We start from the raw sequence: 17,341 nt of genomic DNA on the forward strand, positions 1-17,341 counted from the left end.
TACGACTTTTCAGCAACTAAAATAAAAAATCTGGCGAACCACTTTACGAGTGACTCGCCAGATATACTCTATCGTGTATGACTTGCATTAAAAAGTCAATTCACTCAACATAAGCCTCTTCACCGAATTCAAACAGATCCAGACCATTTGTTTCTGTCTCTTCTGAAACCCGCACCGGAGTGATTTTGTTAATAAGCCAGAGAGCTACATATGTAAATACAAATGCGTAAATCGCAGTTACTGTAACGGCAACAAATTCTTTAAGAAAGAACGACGCATCACCAAAGAAAAGACCATTTGCACCATTTGGATTAACATTAGTGCTGGCAAACAGGCCTAACAATAAAATGCCAACGTATCCTCCCATTCCATGAACTCCCCAAACATCTAAAGCATCATCCCATGCTTTTTTATTTTTGTATGCGATGGCTGCATATCCAACGAGAGAAGCAATTATTCCAATCAACATCGACGTCTGTACACTCACATATCCCGCGGCGGGGGTTATTGTGGCGAGACCTGCGACCGCGCCTGTAAGCATACCCAAAACTTTTGGCTTTTTCTCAAATATCACCGCGAGAACCAACCATGTTATTGCTGCGAAAGATGCTGCAACATCAGTATTTAAAAATGCTGAAACTGTTACAGAGTCCACTCTCAATTCACTTCCAGCATTAAAACCATACCACCCGAACCACAGCAACGCTGTACCCAGAGCGACCAAAGGTATACTGTGCGGTCTCATATTTTTAACCTTCCTCTTTCCTACAAAGAACACCGACGCAAGAGCTGCAAAACCTGCGCTCGCGTGTACGACTATACCTCCTGCAAAATCAAGAACCCCCCACTGCTGAAAGAGGCCTCCACCCCATACCATATGCACCAGCGGGAAATATACGAAAAGAAGCCAGACCGTCAGGAATATCATATACGCCTTGAAACGAACCCTATCTGCGAAAGCACCTGTTATCAATGCAGGAGTTATTATGGCAAACATCATCTGGTATGCTACAAACACCAGCATGGGAATTCCCATATTGGAACCAAAAGCTGTGCTGAGGCTAATACCATGGAGGAATAAATACTTTCCATTTCCAATTATTCCACCAATATCTCCGCCAAAGCACATCGTAAATCCAACTGTAACCCACAAGATGGTTGTCCATCCCATTGATACAAAACTCTGCATCATTATCGTAAGCACATTTTTCCTGCTCACGAGCCCACCATAAAAGAAAGCCAGACCAGGTGTCATCAACATAACAAGGCTTGTCGCAACAAGCATGAAACCCGTATTTCCTGTGTCAAACACTTTCTTCACCTCTTCCTTTAATTGTTTTTCAACCATTACTCGCACAACTCGTTCACGTTTGAATATATATTCTCATGACTAACATTGATTCTCCTCGGGAACATTCTCACCCCCCTCTTTGAGAAAAGCACATTAACACAAAGCACCCATACTACGAATTAGCATTCCCAATCATAACGGTAAATGCAACCAGCTAAACACTCCTATTATCTTTAAGCTCATGTAGATCATCACAACTATGAAAGCGTATTTTAATTGTTTAGCTGGAAGTTTGTGGGCAGCTTTTACCCCTATCTGAGCTATGGGAACACTCGTGCCCGCTAACAGAATCCATTGCAGAAGGTTAACATAACCCACGGAGTATACAGGCAATCCCGGGACATTCAAACCATTAACTATGTAAGACAGAATTCCTCCTATCGAAGTAAAGATCATCAACGCTGTCGATGTTCCAACCGCTTGATGCATATCAAATCCTAAAGCGATGACCATGACAGGTATCATCAATACGCCGCCGCCAATCCCGATAATTCCGGATACAATTCCCAGTGGAAACCCCCAAAGCATGCAAGTGAGAACACTGTTCACGGGCTTGCTTTCCGCTTTAATGGGCTTTGCTGTCAACATTCTTATGGCACCTGCAAGAATAGCCAAGCCAAAAGCGATTGTGAGGAAGTTACCGGGTACGTGTGTGGCGATAAATCCACCCACAAACGCTCCTGCAAGTCCTGTTAACCCGAGAACAATACCTGCTTTCCATAAAACCGCTTCTTTGCGGTGATGACCAAATGCTCCACTGATTGCCGTAGGCAAAACAACCGCAAGATTTGTCCCAAAGGCAATTCGAATAGCTATTGTGGAATCAACTCCTATGGAGGTTAACACCCAAAACTGAACGGGTACCATAAGGAAGCATCCACCAACACCCAGAAGCCCGGAGGCAAAGCCAACACCAGCCCCGGTAATCAAAAGAATCACAATATGTATCATTTGCATTTGCACATTAGCTCCTCCTTTCACTCATTCCGTTAAGGTCGATTGTTCTTTTCCCTGTCAGAATTTTCGGAGGAGCTTATTCCCCAACCATCCCACCAACATTTACATACCCGCGCACGCTTTATTTTCATTCAGGTATGCTCCTTTTTTCACAAGCTGTTTACACCATAGTACTTTGCAAAAGCATATATATGCTAATTTCACCCCTTTATATTTTATTCCTTCATTGTTTTCATTCTTGTTTTGATTTGTAGTACAAATGAGTAAAAACAAAAAAATGTCGTTCTCAATAAATTAGAAAATCTGGGGCTATTTCAGCCCCAGAAAAAGATATTTGTATTTTTTGGTCACACCTTCAATCATATTCAGATGCTGGATTTTATATTGTCAGAATGCTTCCATTATTAAACTGCACGCCCGTAGCACCCAGATACTCTAAAAATTGTTTAAAACATTGAATCAACGCCTTCTCCATCTCTTTTGAAACAATCATATCAGGTTCCCACCACCAGTTAATAATATTAAGCTTCCCAATTTTTTTGTCAAATTTAGGTTCAAAGCGAGCCACAAATCTATCCCCATATAAAACTGGTAATACGTAGTATCCATATTTACGCTCAGATACCGGCTTATATACCTCCCAGACATATTCGAATCCAAAAATCTCCTTAATTAATTTACGATCCCATAATAGATTATCTAAAGGTGCAATAAAAGACGCCTGTGGTTCTACATCAACCCCGTTTAATACCTCATGCAACAACGGTGCTTCCTCTTTCAGGATATAGAAAGGGTATTTGATATCCTCTACCTCGATTCGTAACACTTCGCCCTTTTTTTCAAGTCGTGAAAGAGCCTCAATACATTCATTGCTTTTCATCCAGCGTATACCAAGCCAAGCGTCACTAGGACGCCCCCACAATAATCCGACAGCTTTGATTCGTCTTTTAACATGCCACTCAAAGTACTGTTCCATTGTCGTATTAGGGTCTGGCAAAGAAAGTAATTCAGATGGAAGGTGCTTTTTAGTAAAGTCATATACCTTCCTCGTACCGACTTTATGATGGATAATTAGCTCACCCCAGTAATACATGCTTTCCAACGCTGCCCGGGCTGCCCTGGTAGGTGCCCAAGACCAATCTACCATAGTGTCAAAATTCAAGTCGATAGAGGACAATGGACCATTTCGATTGAGCGCTTCTCTCACCTTTGGCAATATTTTATTGATAGGGCTCGAGCCATCCCCATATCGTTGATATGCTTCTTCACGATATCTACTGAAATAAGGCCAATCTTCAATAGAATATATGGACATATTTTTATCCCAACCGTCTAATAATTTTCTGTCAGAATATAAAAGTTCTTGTAGGTATTCTGATTTGAAGTTTTCAATTCTAGATTGAAGAACAAGGTATGGATTGTATCCTACCACATTAAGGGGGTCAAATTGAATACATCCTGCATGGTGTATATATTGCAGAACACCTTCTTTCCCCATAAGTTTACGTGGAGGCATAATCATTTGATGTATAAGAATGAATTGTCGAGCTTGTTTCTTCGTTAACTGCATATAAGAACACTCCTAACCTTTTTTGTAAGCCCCCGCATCATGTGTTTAATCCCATTCCAGGAACTTTAAACAGCTACAAATTAACGCCATTTAGCATTCTAAATACAAAATTCAGTACCTTTATTTATGGGTAAGTGGATTTCCCGTCAGAGGAAGTAAAGATTGAAGTTGTCACCAAAGCGGATCATGAATTCGTGCATTATTCGAATTTCTTCAATCCCTTCCAGAGTTTTTCGAGGCGTGCCTTCACGGTTTTTTCCCTGCCGTTTTCCGTGGGTTTGTAGAAAACCACGTTTTTTATTTTGTCAGGCAAATATAGCTCACGGGAAAAACCGCCAGAATCATGGGGGTAGTTGTAGTCTTTTCCATAACCCATTTTCCTCATCGTGTCTGTAACCGGGTTTCGCAGTTTCAACGGAACCTCTAAGTTGGGATATTTTTTTATAACTTCCTGTGCGGTTTTTTGCGCGAGATAGACCGAATTGCTCTTTGAAGCAACAGAAAGATAGATCGCTGCTTCTGAAAGATTCAAAGTACACTCCGGGAGACCAACCCTCTCCACAGCTTGAAACGCCGCCACAGCGACCAGCAGGGCCATGGGATCGGCCAGTCCTATATCTTCGGAAGCAAGTATAACCATCCTTCGGGCTATGAATTTTGGGTCCTCGCCTGCTTCAATCATGCGCATCATGTAATAAACGGCAGCATCCGGATCACTGCCGCGCATGCTTTTTATGAAAGCTGAAATGAGGTCATAATGTTCTTCACCGGCTTTTCTGTAACGTTTATGGGATATGATAGGCAGTTCGTCGAGTATATCAACGTTTAATTCTCTATATCCCATCGCGGCAGCGTTTTCATAGAGCGTTTCAAGGAAATTCAGCGCGACACGCGCATCACCACCAACATTTTCTGCTAATATCCTTATAAGCTCTTCTGATATGGCAATGCCCAGTGATGAAAGTCTTTCATCTTTTGCGAGGGCTCTGTGAAGAAGTTCAACTGTGTCCTCTGGTGAAAGTTGCCTCAATACGAGCAAACGGCATCGGGAGAGAAGCGCCGGATTAACCTCGAAACTCGGGTTCTCCGTGGTAGCTCCGATCAGGGTAACGGTTCCGTCTTCAACCACCGGTAGAAAGACATCTTGCTGCATTTTATTAAGCCTATGAATTTCGTCCACAAAGAGGACAAGATGTTTACCATATCTCCTTAACTGTCTCGCCCTATCGAAGATTTTCTTTAGATCCGCTGTCCCCTGCAGGCTTGCACTGAAGGCAATGAACTCGTATTTATCATCTGTTAGTGATTCTTCAATGAGTCTCGCAATCGTTGTTTTTCCCGATCCCGGAGGACCAAACAAGATCATTGAGAATATATAGCCACTTTGTACTGCACGGCGGATTATTCCGTTTTTTCCGGTAAGATGTTCCTGGCCTACCAGATCATCAAAGTTACGGGGCCTCAGGCGCTCACTCAGAGGCACCCATTTCTGTTCTGAAGAATTCAACGGTTTTCACCAACCCGTCTTTGAGTTTCATACTCGGTTCCCATCCCATGAGTTCTTTTGCTTTGTCCCACTTCAAAATGGATTTTCTCAAATCGCCGGGTCTCGGGTCAGCGTACACCGGTTCTTTCTGGTATCCTGTAATCTCTTTCAATAAAGCAAAGAGTTCGTTGACCGATGTTCCGATACCTGTGCCTATGTTTATCACTTCATTCTCTACTTTTTCCATAACAAGAACATTCGCGCGTGCAACATCGCCGGCATAAACGTAGTCCCGAACATTTTCACCATCACCAAAGATAATGACCTCGTCGTTGGCCAGCATTCTCTTTGAGAAAATCGCGACCACACCAGCTTCACCATGTGGATCCTGCCTTTCACCATAAACGTTGGCGTATCTAAGTACAGCATATTTGAGTCCATACTGATAGTTGTAGAACCTCAAATAATTTTCAACAGAGAATTTCGCTATTCCATAAGGAGAAATTGGCTTTGGAAATTCTCCTTCTGGTGTGGGTGTTTCCGAGACATCATCTCCATAGATGGCCCCACCTGTAGAAGAGAAGATGAACTTCTCCACACCGTACTTCACTGAAAGTCTCAGCAATTTTAATGTGCCAATGATGTTGATGTTAGCATCTTCAATGGGGTCTTTTACAGAATGTGATACACTTATCTGTGCCGCCAGATGGAAGACATAACGTGGCTTATGCAGCATGAATATCTTTTCCATCATCTCATCATCTGTGATGTCCTGCTGATAAAAAAGCGCTCTCGGGTCGAGATTTTCAACTTTTCCGGAAGAAAGGTTATCCACAACTATGGGGATAATATTCTTTTCGATGAGTGCACTAACGACGTGCGAACCTATAAATCCTGCCCCACCGGTTACTAATAAGTTGTCAGCCATAGTATTACTCCTTTCATGATTTTTTATTCAAGGGAAAGCTCTTCTTCCTTGAGGGCCTGATCGTACATCTTTCGAACTTTCTTTATGTCTTCCCATGTCAGGTATTTCGGCGAGCCCGGTGCTTTCGACGGGTTTCTCAACAAATAACTGGGGTGAAACATGGCAAAGATCTTCGTACCGGGATACCAGTCGTAGAGCTGTCCCCTGTATCTGGTAATAGCCACCTTTTCATTCTCCAGGAAGAAGGAGAGTGCCGTAGCACCGAGAGTTACTATCAGTTTTGGTTTTATAATGGCAAGTTGTGAAAGCAAAAACGGCGAACAGGCTTTCATTTCCTCGTAAGTAGGTGCCCGGTTCTTCGGTGGTCTGCATTTGACTACGTTCGTTATATAAACGTCCTCCCTTGAAAGATTAACTGATTCCAGAATCTTTGTAAGCAACTGTCCTGCCCTTCCTACGAAAGGCCTTCCGCTGGCGTCTTCTTCGGCTCCCGGACCTTCTCCAACAAAGACGATGGGGCTCTCAAGTGAACCTTCCCCCGGCACAACATTCGTCCTTTCCATACTCAAAGGACACGAGGTACACTCTTCAATCTTTCTCGTGATTGCAAGCATGATTTCTTTTCTCTTGATGTAATCGGTCATATTTCCACCTCAGAATCTAAATTTGAAATAGGGTCTCCCATTCTCAATACCCAGAACGAGATATCTATCTGACAGTGCCTTTATATAATATTTTACTCCAACCATTTGCACGATTTCAGAGAAAGTACTGCCAGAAAAATTCAGTTTGAGCACTCCTTCGAGCGCCATACAGTGCAGATCTATGAATAGAGGTCTTGAACTATTATAAAGTGTATCCCAGTCGATGTTATCGAATGTGGTACCAATTTCCAGATAATTTTTTTCTCCGATATAAAGGCTCAGGTGTTTTAGAAGAGAATTCCCTATCTTTAAATTATTGATGTTTAACTGGAAACTCTCAAACTGTTCAGAGAATGACAGTTCCAGTGATAAACCGTAATCCTGAATACCCCTTCTCCCACCAGAAAGAAGTTTTTGATTCAATAGATAAAGACCGCCAATCCCAGCGGAAAGAGTATATCTAGAAGGTTCATCTGTCAGTTTTTTCAAAGCTAAAAAAGCACTTTCAGCTTTGAATTCCCCGATTTGCAAACTTTCAACATCAAGTATATAAAAGCGCCCGCTACCGGTACCGAACTTTTCGGAGAAATATCGGTCAGGGAAAGGATATTGCGGGTCGAAATCTTTATCCCTCAACAACAGATCGACTTTGAGTTCCTTCGCATCGAAATAATGTGTTTTCAGTCTTTTAAAATTAATTAGTATTCGCTCCGGCCAGATTTTATTTCTGTACACAAAGGGGTATCCCATGCTGAAACTAAAAGCAAGCAAATCTGACAGCTCGAGTTCAAGCTTAACGCTAATTGGATTATCTTCGGCAAAAGTCGAATCCGGAGTCAGCTGCCATTCAAAAGAAAACGCAAGCTTGTTTCTTTCATTCTCATAACTTATTGTTTCTGTGTTCTTGATTTTTTCAAATGATTTTTCGTTCCAAAAATATCTTGAACTGGTATTGTGAGTGATTGCACCGTAACTTACGGTTACATCAAAACTTGTTTCGGAAGCCCTTGTTGAATCCAGAACGGTCTTTTCCTGGTGATTTATTTCAAAGCCATAAAAATTCAGGTTACCAGCAGTTTTCAGCTCACCAATCCCGATGAACGTAGCATCATCTGAAAATAGGGCATTAAAGTCGAGCTCAGTGCTGTATTCGATATCCATTAATTTCAGTTTTGCTTCCATATTGAATTTTCCAGGATTTTCGATGATTCCGGTTTTGAAATCCAGTGTTGGATTGTATCGTATGTAGCTGTTAAAAGAAGCAGAAGGAGTGTATTCTAGTTCGTTGCTGAGGGCGAGTTTTGGTGTTCCATTAAGAAGCTCCGCTAGAAAAGTGGAGGTATCAGTGGCTTCAAAATCCAGTGTGTATGATGGAGTCAAATTCATTTTGTAATTGAAATTCCCTATTTTTTTCATCAAAAATGGTATCGCTTTTGAGATAGAGGTGCTCGTTTTGAAACTCCAGCTTTCATCATGGGCGATCCTATAACTCGAATCCGATTGGATATTGAACACACCGGTGTAAGATACTTTTAACGGTTCGATCCAAAAGAGACTTTCTTTCGGGCTTTCAGGGGCACTACTATAATTTAATGCATAATTTCCAGTCAACTCGAACTTCTTATCCTTCGTAAGGAAGGTAAAAGTATTCTTACCTTTGCCACCTGAAACAGGGGTGTAGATCGCTATTTGCTGGTTGTCAAAAGTGCCTTCAAGATCTCCTGACGTAGAAAAGTTGCCCCAGTTGAGTCTATAAGTCTTCACAGACAGATGAAATTCGTCTATGTTTTCAGGTAGCAGCAGCGAGGTAGCTGAATTTCCTTCTACCGTTGAGCTTGAAGAAATTGTGAAAGCGAGTTCATTTATCTCTGATTCAGCTCCAAATAAATATAGCTTTGCCCTGGACAACGATGCACTGGCATTCAGATAATATTTAAGGCTATCATCCAAGTAATACCTACCGAATTCAAAATCAACAATACCGCTTTTTCCGGAGGCTTTAACAGCGGTAGTCGTGTAGGTGAAATCTACCGGAAGCTCGATGGAAAAAGAACTTCCCCATAGATAGGTGGCTTCTTCTGTATTTGTAAGCAATCCATAGGTTCCGGTAAAAGAAAAATCTGCTTTGAAAGTAGGAGAGGACCTGTAATCAAAGGTTCCCAAGTAGAGGTTTTCAACATTCTGCAAGTCGAAAGGACTTATCGCTTTTTTCTTCCCTTCGACAAATTTATAACCGAGAATTGTGTTCCTGAATGGTTCTTTCAAAGTCACAGAAGGTTCTCCATTCAAATACAATCCGCCTATATTAAGTGAGCCGTTGATTTTTGGGCTGAAGAGAAAATATGTGCCGAGATTATAGCCGCTGGTAATCACGTCCTCACTATACTGAAAAAGTCCCTTTATTTCACCTGTTCCAGTAGACACACCTCCGATAAAGTTGAAATAATCGGCACCAGTTTCCCAATTTCTTTCCCACGAGAAACTTAGAGAAAGCCCCTTGATCTTAAGATATCTGAGTGTAACGGTGGTTCGGCCTTCACCGATGGAACTGAGGTCTATCTGAAAAGGACGTCGCTGGGGGTCGTCAAGACGAAAATAGTACCAGGGAAAATAGAAGACAGGGACATCAAGGATTTTCATGACAAGATTCTCTACTTCAAGGTATTCTCCAGGTTTGAGCCGGGCATAGCTCACGTTGAACGTATAATGGGGCTTTTCCAGTTCACAGGTTGTGAAAGACGAATCTCGAAATCTAATGGTGGGAGTCGTTTCTGTTGTTGATTCCACATATTCACCATAAACGAAAAAATCCACACTCTTACTCTCTCCAGTACCAATTTTCGGAATCTTAAGTGCTGTCTTTGTGTAAGCATTCAAAGCCTGAATCATCTCTCTGTCGAGTTCTAATATGGCTCTTTCAGCTAGAATTACATTTTCACCGGTTGATATCCTGACATTACCCCAAAAAGCTATGGAAACGGGATCTCCATCCTTAAGCAGAATCGAAGCGTTTGAAGCTGAAACGGTAACATTCATAACCGTGCTGGTGTAACTGAGCTGCACTCCCTGTGTTAGAAGAATTTCATTGGCTTTGCCGGTAACTGAACCTGCGGACAGCTTCAGACTCCCACTAAACAGAGTTGTTGAGAGGCCCAAAACGAGCAAGACTGAGCTGATCTTGAAAATTCTACCGAGGAATTCACTGAGTTTATATGAGGCCCTCGTGTCAATGAGTGCAAAAACCGCTATTCCGAAGATCGTGAAAATTATATTTGGAATCCAGGGAGCCAGCACAGGATTGAGAAGATTTTCTTTCCCCATGGCACTCAGCCAGGCACCTGAACCCTGATAAATAACAACAAGTATAAAGGTCAGTATGACCGACCATGATCTTGATTTTAGGTTCAGGAGAAGCGAAATGGGTACGCCCAGAAGGACAATCACGAAGGGAGCAAGGGAATTCGATATTTTTTCCTGAAGGGCTACCTGAAGAGAAGACGTATCGACGCCGAGCTTTTCAAAACTCTCTATCTTCTTTCTCAACTCTGAACTCGTCATTTCCCTGGGAGATTTCGAACTCCTAATATACTGACTAATATCCTGATCGAACTCAAGTTCAAGAGAATCAAATTTCATATCCAGAGTCAAAAATCCCGTTTTGTCTGTCTCAAAGATACGCCCGTCGTGCATTATCCATTTCCCTGATTCACGGGAAGCTCTCTCAGCGCTGATGACCCGTGTCTTACCACCACTCAGATCATACAAGAGTAATTTCTGTAAATTACCTGTCTCAGGGTCGATCCTCTTTATGTAGAGATACCTGCCTCTACCATCTTCCATGAACGCGTTTTCCTTTAAGGTAACCTCAGGTCTTTTGTACACGTACTTTGCTATGGCTTCGGAAGCTTTGCGATTGGCGGCAGGAACGATGAAGTCATTGAAACTGTACGCAACAATACAGAGTACTACCGAGAAGATAACGAAGGGTACCACAATAGTCTTCAGGGTAACTCCATGCGTCTGCAGGGCAATTAATTCGTTATCAGATCTCATTCTTGATAGCGTCCAGAAGATCGCCAGAAGGACTCCAACAGGAATTCCGAGGACAATGAAGTATGGAAGATTATAGTAGATCAGAATAAACAATTTGTCCATCCCAACCTTATAGCGCACTATGAGGTCAGAAAGCTGGTATAAAAGCTCAAGGCTGACAAAAAGGATGAACCCTCCCAGCCCAATAAGAAATGAGCCCAGAGACTGTCTGATAATGTATTTTATGAGGATACTCATTGGGATTCCCCCGGTTTCAGTCTTTCAAGTTTTCAAACTCGAAAAAGTCATCCCCCACACATTTGTAATACTTACCGGTTTCAATGAACACGGAACATTCAACTAATGTTGTCGAAAGATCCGCAATTTCTTCGAACTCTTTGAGTATGTTTATCAACTTGACTCCCTGGGGCGTGATCTGAGGATTTTGAATCAATGTCTCGGTTATTTCTTTTTCTATGCCCGCCAAAAGAGTATCAACGGCGTTATCCCTTGTACAGATCTGGGCAGAAAGCCCGAGAGATGGAGACGAAATATTCTTCACTGAACCGTTTAGCATTTCGTCTACAATATTCACCATTTTTGACATACTGTTGTAAAAACCGATCGGGGAGTATTTTGATAATTCCATCGAGGACTGTGAAATGGAAATACAATGGCGCCCTATCCTCCTTAACTTGGTCACCAATTTCATTCCTGTCGTTAAAAATCTGAGATTCTTCCCCCTGAGAATGAGCGTACCGGTAAGGGTGACAATTTTTCGCTCGATATTAACCTGAAAAGAATCCAGTATAGTCGAAGAATAGATAACGTCCCTGGCGTGGTGATCATTACGTTCAAGAAAGGCCATCTTCGTCTTACCATAAAGTGTTTGAACATAGCGGGCGAATTTCAATATATCTTCCCTCAGTTCCTCGAGTCTTGCTTCACCTTTTCTGGATATCATCTTTTAGCCTCCCGCCAAAGGCAAGCTTCTTCTTCATTACTCCGACGAAATCAAATTCTCTTGGCCTTAGCAGAGTGATAGTTTTTTTGGAAAGCGATACATTAATCCTGGCACCTTTTCTGAACTCACGACAAAGCGAACCATCGATATAACAATCTATACTATAACCTCTGTCATCAAGGATTCTGACGGTTGTGCTTCTTGTAGCGCTGACCACAACACTCCCTACGTAAGGATTGTGGGGGCTCAAAGGAGTCACCTGATAGACCTCTGAAATCGGATCTATAATAGCTCCTCCAGCTGCGAGGTTATAAGCGGTGGAACCTGTTGGAGTGGATATGATGATACCATCACCCGCAATATTGTACGGAGAAAATCCTTCTATTTCTACTCCCAGAGATATCGTCCTGCTTGGCCTTGAACGTTCCAGCACAAAGTCATTCAGGGCGTATTCAATACCAAATCCGGTGTTAATCTGAAGCAGTCTTCTCTTATCTGCAGTAAGCCCGGAGTTTCTGAACGCAGTGAGAGCCTCGTTTATCTGGTGAAGCTCGAACGCAGATAGAAATCCCACGCTCCCCACTTTGAAACTCAATATCGGAACAGAGCTCTCAAGAGCGTAGGGCACGGCTTTGAGTACTGTACCATCGCCCCCAAAGGTCATGACGACGTCAAATGTTTCCGATGAACAGCTTCGTCGATCAGAACAGATTATCAACTCAATATCATAATCTCTCAGGGTGCGTTCGATACTTTCCATATCCAGCGACGTTAACCTGTTGCTGTTGAAGAATACAACAGCCTTCAAAACAATCACCTCAGTCTGTGTGCCAGATCGAAGAGAGTTGCAATTAAAAATTGGTCGATGAATACGAGAAGCAAAATTGCTATAACGGGGCTTAAATCAACGCCTCCGACGACCAATCCTGGAAGTATTCGTTTGATCGGCTTCATGATAAAATCACTTAAAACCTGAAAAAATATTCTCACAGATGAGTAAACTCCCGGAGCGATCCAGCTGAATACCGTTGAAAGGATCACGGAAAACATCTCCAGTTCCACTACGATTCTTGCAATAACAGCCAAAGAATATATGAAATTCGAAAGCACAAACATTTCCCTTCTCCTCCCTACTACATCTCATCAAAAAGAGTGCCCGGACGGTTGGGTTTAAGTCCGAGGTGTCTGTATGCCTTTTCAGTGATAGCTCTTCCTCTATGGGTTCGAACAAGAAAACCTGCTTGAAGCAGATAAGGCTCATACACTTCGCTTATTGTCTCAGGTTCTACACCAACAGATGCGGCAATAGCTTTAAGACCGGCTGGTCCACCCTCATAGTTCTCGATAAGCACTCTCAGTATCTTCCTGTCCATATCATCAAGGCCTTCATTGTCAATCCCCATGACTTTCATAGCCCTGGATACCATTCCTGCGGTGATTTTGTTCGAACCGTCTACTGTGGCGAAGTCCCTTACACGCCTGAGCAAACGATTTGCAATTCTCGGGGTGCCCCTTGACCTCATTGCAAGAAGTCTTGCAGCTTCTGCTTCGATCTCAACTTCAAGGAGTCTCGCGGATCTATTTATTATTTCCTCGAGTTCTTCTGTCCTGTAGAACTCCATCTCAAGAACCATGCCAAACCTGTTTCGCAAAGGTGCACCTATCAAACCTGACCTCGTTGTGGCGCCCACAAGGGTGAAGGGATTCAGATCGAGCCGTATCGAGCGAGCACTGGGCCCTTTGCCTATCATAATATCCAGTTGAAAATCTTCCATGGCCGAATAGAGTATTTCTTCTATCGCGCGGCCAAGCCTGTGAATTTCGTCAATGAAGAGGACATCGCCACGCTCAAGACCCGTCAATATGGCCGCAAGATCACCCTGTTTCTCGATAACGGGGCCACTGGTGATGTAGATATTTGTTCCCATCTCATTGGCAATTATGTGGGACAAGGTCGTCTTTCCCAGCCCCGGCGGACCTGCGAGTAATACATGATCTAAAGGCTCTCGCCTTACTTTCGCCGCTTCGATCGCGATCTGGAGCCTTTCCTTGACATTTTTCTGGCCAATGTATTCCTCAAGGCGACCGGGCCTGAGGCTTCTGATTATGTAGTCCTCTTTTAGCTCTCCCGGTGAAAGAAAGCGTTCCCTATCCAGCTCCACAACACTCACCTATGGATGAATCCTGTAAAGGGTTCTTGCAAAGGGTATCGCTTCCCTCACGTGTTCGAGGCCACATATCCAGGCTACCACACGTTCAACGCCCATACCAAAGCCGCTGTGAGGAACGGTACCGAACTCTCTTAGATCCAGGTACCAGTCATAGGAGTTAACATCAAGATCGAATTCCTTGATTCTCTGAATGAGCACCTCTTTTTGCCAGATCCTCTCTGAAGCACCGATGATCTCTCCATAACCTTCGGGAGCAAGCATATCGTCACAAAGTACGACGTCTGGATTTTCTGGGTCGGGTTGCATATAGAAGGCCTTCATCTTTCTCGGATACCTTTCAACAATGACAGGCTTATCGAATTCCTCTGCAATAGCTGTTTCCTCGTCGCCGCCGATATCGTCACCCCACGAAACATTGAAGCCCTTTTTCTGAAGAAGCTTGATCGCATCGGTGTATGTAATTCTCGGGAAAGGCGCGACGACCTTTTCTAATTTTGATGTGTCCCTGCCCAAAGCCCTCAGATGTTCACCAGCATTTTCAAGAGTTTTCTGCACTACGTAGGACACCAGTTCTTCCTGTAACCTGATATTATCTTCATGTTGGTAGTAGGCGACTTCTGCTTCATTCATCCAGAATTCAATCAGGTGTCTGCGCGTCTTGGACTTCTCTGCTCTGAAGGTGGGACCGAGATTGTAAACTTTACCGAGAGCCATACAGGCGGCTTCCAGGTAAAGCTGTCCCGTCTGTGCCAGATATGCTTTGCCATAATCAAAGTAATCGAGTTCGAAGAGGTTACCCGCACTTTCACCTATTGATCCGGTAAATATTGGGGTGTCCACAAGGACAAATTCCCTCTCGTTGTAAAAATCTCTTATGGCCTTTATGATCTCATGACGGGCTTTTAGTATGTGGAATTGCCGCTGTGTACGGAGCCAGAGATGTCGGTGATCCATTAGGAAGTCTATACCATGGTCTGGCTTGTTTATCGGGAACTCCTTTTCGGGTACATGGATTATTTCTATCTCTTTGACCAAAATCTCAACGCCTCCTGGCGCGCGTTCTTCTTCTCTCACAGTACCCCTGACTATTATGCTTGACTCCATCTTTAATTTCTTCGCGAGGTTAAAAACTTCTTCTGGCACCGAGGACTTTTCCACAATGCCCTGCACAAAGCCTGTTCCATCTCTTAAAAACAGAAAATGAATCTTTCCACTGGATCTTTTCCGGCGCAACCATCCTCTTATCTCAACATCTTTACCGGCATATTCTTTTAGCTTCGATATATAAATCCAGTCCATTCAAACACCTCCAGCCTTCTCATCTTCTAAACGATTATATCAAAAAAAGAAAACCCGGGGCTCCTGCCCCGGGATTAATTCAAATTCGCTATCAGTTACTCGGGAAAAATGTCAAAACAACCGCTGCAATACCAAGAATGACTCCAACTATCCCAACGTATAGCGCTGTGACAGCATTATCGTTGGCATGTCGCACACTTTCCTGTGTGGGTACCTGTAATTTGAAGTCGTTGAATTTCGTTTCAATATCGGACACTTTCGCGGTAAGAATCTCTGTTTCACTCGCCATTTTTGTGAGAGTAACGTGATCTTGCTGAACGGTGTTTTTAACATCCGCAAAAGCGACTTCTATGGCGCCCACTTTGTCCTGTAGCTTTGTCACATCCACCATCAGGTTTTCGAAGTAGACAAAATCTTCGCCGAGTTTGTCATTGATTTTTTTCTCCAAAGCACTGAAAGCTTCATCAAAAGTTCCTATTTTCCCCTCAAGAGCATCAAGCCTTTCAAGGCTGGAAGCACTGTAATCATCGTAAGAAGCTTTCAAAGCATCAAAAGAACTTTTGAGGTTCAATAGGTCAGCTGAGACTTTTGAGTAATTTATTTGCAAACCGGAGACATCGTTCTTCAAGTTCTCGACATCGTCAAGCCTGTTGCTCATGACGTTTATCATTTTGGCAAGTTCATCATATCTTTCATTGGCAAAGTTTCTCACTTCGTTCAGACCCGATTCGAGTTCATCGGTTTTTTTGCTAAACTCTTCTTTTGCTTTCGTCAATTCGTCTATACCTACATAGAGTTTCAAGGCACTACTCAGATCACTTCTCGTGATGAGGTCTGAGAGGTTGACCTTTATCTCTGTGAGTTCCTCCTTCGTTGCGAGACCTTCAAATTTATTATCAATATAGGCCTTGAGGCTGGTGCTTGTCTTCTCAAGCTCGTTATCAACATAGTCCCTGGTAGCAAACTTTTCGAATTCTGCTTCAAGACTGCCAAGCCTGGTTTTCAACCCATCGAGTTCGCCAAGGATGTCAGCACGGAAGTTTTCAAGATTGCTTGACAGGTCGTTTTCAAGGACTTCCAACGAACTCAACTTTGATTTAAGTGTATTTACCTCGTCGGAAAGGCTGTCGAGCTCTTTCTTCGCCAGTCTTATACTTTCGCCGAGGGTCTTGAAGGATGCATCGTGCCCTTTTGTAAGAGCTTCGAGAGAACCCAGCCTTTCTTTCAATCCAAGGATTCCGCTGTCGATGAGTTCCAGCTTTGTTGTTACATCATTGAGTACTTTTTCGTATTCAGTTGAACTTGAAGCGAGGGTATTTATATCCAACCTCAGGTATGACATATCCTCTGAAACCGCCTTTATTCTCTTGAGAATATCCTGAATGGCGGATTGTGGAAGTGGGACACTTTCTTCTATTCGCTTACTTTCGAGAGTCGCAACTTTTGCTTCTAGTTCTTTTACAATCTCGAGTATTTCACTGAGCTGAATGATATTACCGGATTCGTCTTTTATCGCCATCTCTAAACGATTCAAAGTTCCCATGATGTCTTCAGGAACGATTCCAGCGGTTGATACACCAATTTTCTGATAGTTTTCATCGATGTATTTTAACAGTTTTCCAAGAAGAACTGCCGCTTGATATCTGTTAAGCGGATCTGAACCTTTGTAATAGAGTTTTCCATCGACTTTAATACCGCTGAGTATACCGAGTTCCGTGAGGTTGACAATATCGCCGTAAGCCCAGTGGCCGGGGGCAACGTCTTCATATTCCACAACTGCCAGCAATTGAATGGATAAAAGCAACAACAAACCAACAAGAAGCCCCATCGTTCTCCTTTTCATAAATTCACCTCCCTGGAAAGTACATATCGGTAAAATTCTATCACAATTTCCCCACACAATTTGAGTTACATGGTAATATTTAACAGCAGGAGGTGT

At 43.0% G+C, this 17,341-nt stretch carries 13 protein-coding genes; all 13 read right to left on the bottom strand.

From position 1 onward, the window contains the following. Window positions 1–100 precede the first annotated feature (100 nt). The 13 genes from IX53_RS01825 to IX53_RS01885 all read right to left on the bottom strand — a co-directional run bounded on the left by IX53_RS01825 (window position 101) and on the right by IX53_RS01885 (window position 17,245). Window positions 101–1,348: an ammonium transporter gene (locus IX53_RS01825; protein ID WP_047753900.1), complete on the bottom strand. Its 1,248-nt coding sequence runs from the start codon at window positions 1,346–1,348 to the stop codon at window positions 101–103. A 135-nt stretch (window positions 1,349–1,483) separates the two neighbouring features. Next, window positions 1,484–2,308 (bottom strand): sulfite exporter TauE/SafE family protein, encoded by an 825-nt coding sequence (locus tag IX53_RS01830; protein ID WP_047755362.1) that lies wholly within the window; start codon window positions 2,306–2,308, stop codon window positions 1,484–1,486. 379 nt (window positions 2,309–2,687) lie between these two features. Continuing rightward, window positions 2,688–3,878, bottom strand: a complete 1,191-nt coding sequence (locus IX53_RS01835) for a winged helix-turn-helix domain-containing protein (protein ID WP_047753901.1) — start codon at window positions 3,876–3,878, stop codon at window positions 2,688–2,690. Between the two features lie 199 nt (window positions 3,879–4,077). Beyond that, window positions 4,078–5,385: a replication-associated recombination protein A gene (locus IX53_RS01840; protein ID WP_047753902.1), complete on the bottom strand. Its 1,308-nt coding sequence runs from the start codon at window positions 5,383–5,385 to the stop codon at window positions 4,078–4,080. Continuing rightward, a complete protein-coding gene (locus IX53_RS01845) occupies window positions 5,348–6,292 on the bottom strand; it encodes an NAD-dependent epimerase/dehydratase family protein (RefSeq protein ID WP_047753903.1) in 945 nt (314 codons plus the stop codon). Before IX53_RS01845 ends, IX53_RS01840 begins: the two co-directional genes overlap by 38 nt. A gap of 23 nt (window positions 6,293–6,315) precedes the next feature. Beyond that, window positions 6,316–6,936 (bottom strand): uracil-DNA glycosylase, encoded by a 621-nt coding sequence (locus IX53_RS01850; RefSeq protein ID WP_047753904.1) that lies wholly within the window; start codon window positions 6,934–6,936, stop codon window positions 6,316–6,318. 9 nt (window positions 6,937–6,945) lie between these two features. Next, window positions 6,946–11,226, bottom strand: coding sequence for an LptF/LptG family permease (locus IX53_RS10445; protein WP_053001102.1), 4,281 nt, complete (start codon window positions 11,224–11,226; stop codon window positions 6,946–6,948). 16 nt (window positions 11,227–11,242) lie between these two features. Then, window positions 11,243–11,932, bottom strand: coding sequence for a phosphate signaling complex PhoU family protein (locus tag IX53_RS01860; protein WP_047753905.1), 690 nt, complete (start codon window positions 11,930–11,932; stop codon window positions 11,243–11,245). Further along, window positions 11,913–12,740 carry an NAD(+)/NADH kinase gene (locus IX53_RS01865; RefSeq protein WP_053001103.1) on the bottom strand — a complete coding sequence of 276 codons (828 nt, stop codon included), beginning with the start codon at window positions 12,738–12,740 and terminating at the stop codon, window positions 11,913–11,915. Before IX53_RS01865 ends, IX53_RS01860 begins: the two co-directional genes overlap by 20 nt. Window positions 12,741–12,745: 5 nt before the next feature. Next, entirely contained in the window at window positions 12,746–13,048 is a 303-nt protein-coding gene (locus IX53_RS01870; RefSeq protein WP_047753907.1) for a YggT family protein, read from the bottom strand. Between the two features lie 17 nt (window positions 13,049–13,065). Further along, window positions 13,066–14,088 (bottom strand): Holliday junction branch migration DNA helicase RuvB, encoded by a 1,023-nt coding sequence (ruvB, locus tag IX53_RS01875; RefSeq protein ID WP_047755364.1) that lies wholly within the window; start codon window positions 14,086–14,088, stop codon window positions 13,066–13,068. A gap of 15 nt (window positions 14,089–14,103) precedes the next feature. Continuing rightward, a complete protein-coding gene (gene asnS, locus IX53_RS01880; protein ID WP_047753908.1) occupies window positions 14,104–15,402 on the bottom strand; it encodes an asparagine--tRNA ligase in 1,299 nt (432 codons plus the stop codon). Between the two features lie 91 nt (window positions 15,403–15,493). After that, window positions 15,494–17,245, bottom strand: a complete 1,752-nt coding sequence (locus tag IX53_RS01885; protein ID WP_047753909.1) for a coiled-coil domain-containing protein — start codon at window positions 17,243–17,245, stop codon at window positions 15,494–15,496. Window positions 17,246–17,341: the final 96 nt, after the last annotated feature.

Origin of the sequence: Kosmotoga pacifica (genome assembly GCF_001027025.1) — a bacterium.
GTDB lineage: Bacteria > Thermotogota > Thermotogae > Petrotogales > Kosmotogaceae > Kosmotoga_B > Kosmotoga_B pacifica.

Coding starts and splice junctions, on each gene's coding strand:
- IX53_RS01825 (WP_047753900.1), bottom strand. CDS start 1,348: ATGGTTGAAAAACAATTAAAGGAAGAGGTGAAGAAAGTGTTTGACACA.
- IX53_RS01830 (WP_047755362.1), bottom strand. CDS start 2,308: ATGCAAATGATACATATTGTGATTCTTTTGATTACCGGGGCTGGTGTT.
- IX53_RS01835 (WP_047753901.1), bottom strand. CDS start 3,878: ATGCAGTTAACGAAGAAACAAGCTCGACAATTCATTCTTATACATCAA.
- IX53_RS01845 (WP_047753903.1), bottom strand. CDS start 6,292: ATGGCTGACAACTTATTAGTAACCGGTGGGGCAGGATTTATAGGTTCG.
- IX53_RS01850 (WP_047753904.1), bottom strand. CDS start 6,936: ATGACCGATTACATCAAGAGAAAAGAAATCATGCTTGCAATCACGAGA.
- IX53_RS10445 (WP_053001102.1), bottom strand. CDS start 11,226: ATGAGTATCCTCATAAAATACATTATCAGACAGTCTCTGGGCTCATTT.
- IX53_RS01860 (WP_047753905.1), bottom strand. CDS start 11,932: ATGATATCCAGAAAAGGTGAAGCAAGACTCGAGGAACTGAGGGAAGAT.
- IX53_RS01870 (WP_047753907.1), bottom strand. CDS start 13,048: ATGTTTGTGCTTTCGAATTTCATATATTCTTTGGCTGTTATTGCAAGA.
- asnS (WP_047753908.1), bottom strand. CDS start 15,402: ATGGACTGGATTTATATATCGAAGCTAAAAGAATATGCCGGTAAAGAT.
- IX53_RS01885 (WP_047753909.1), bottom strand. CDS start 17,245: ATGAAAAGGAGAACGATGGGGCTTCTTGTTGGTTTGTTGTTGCTTTTA.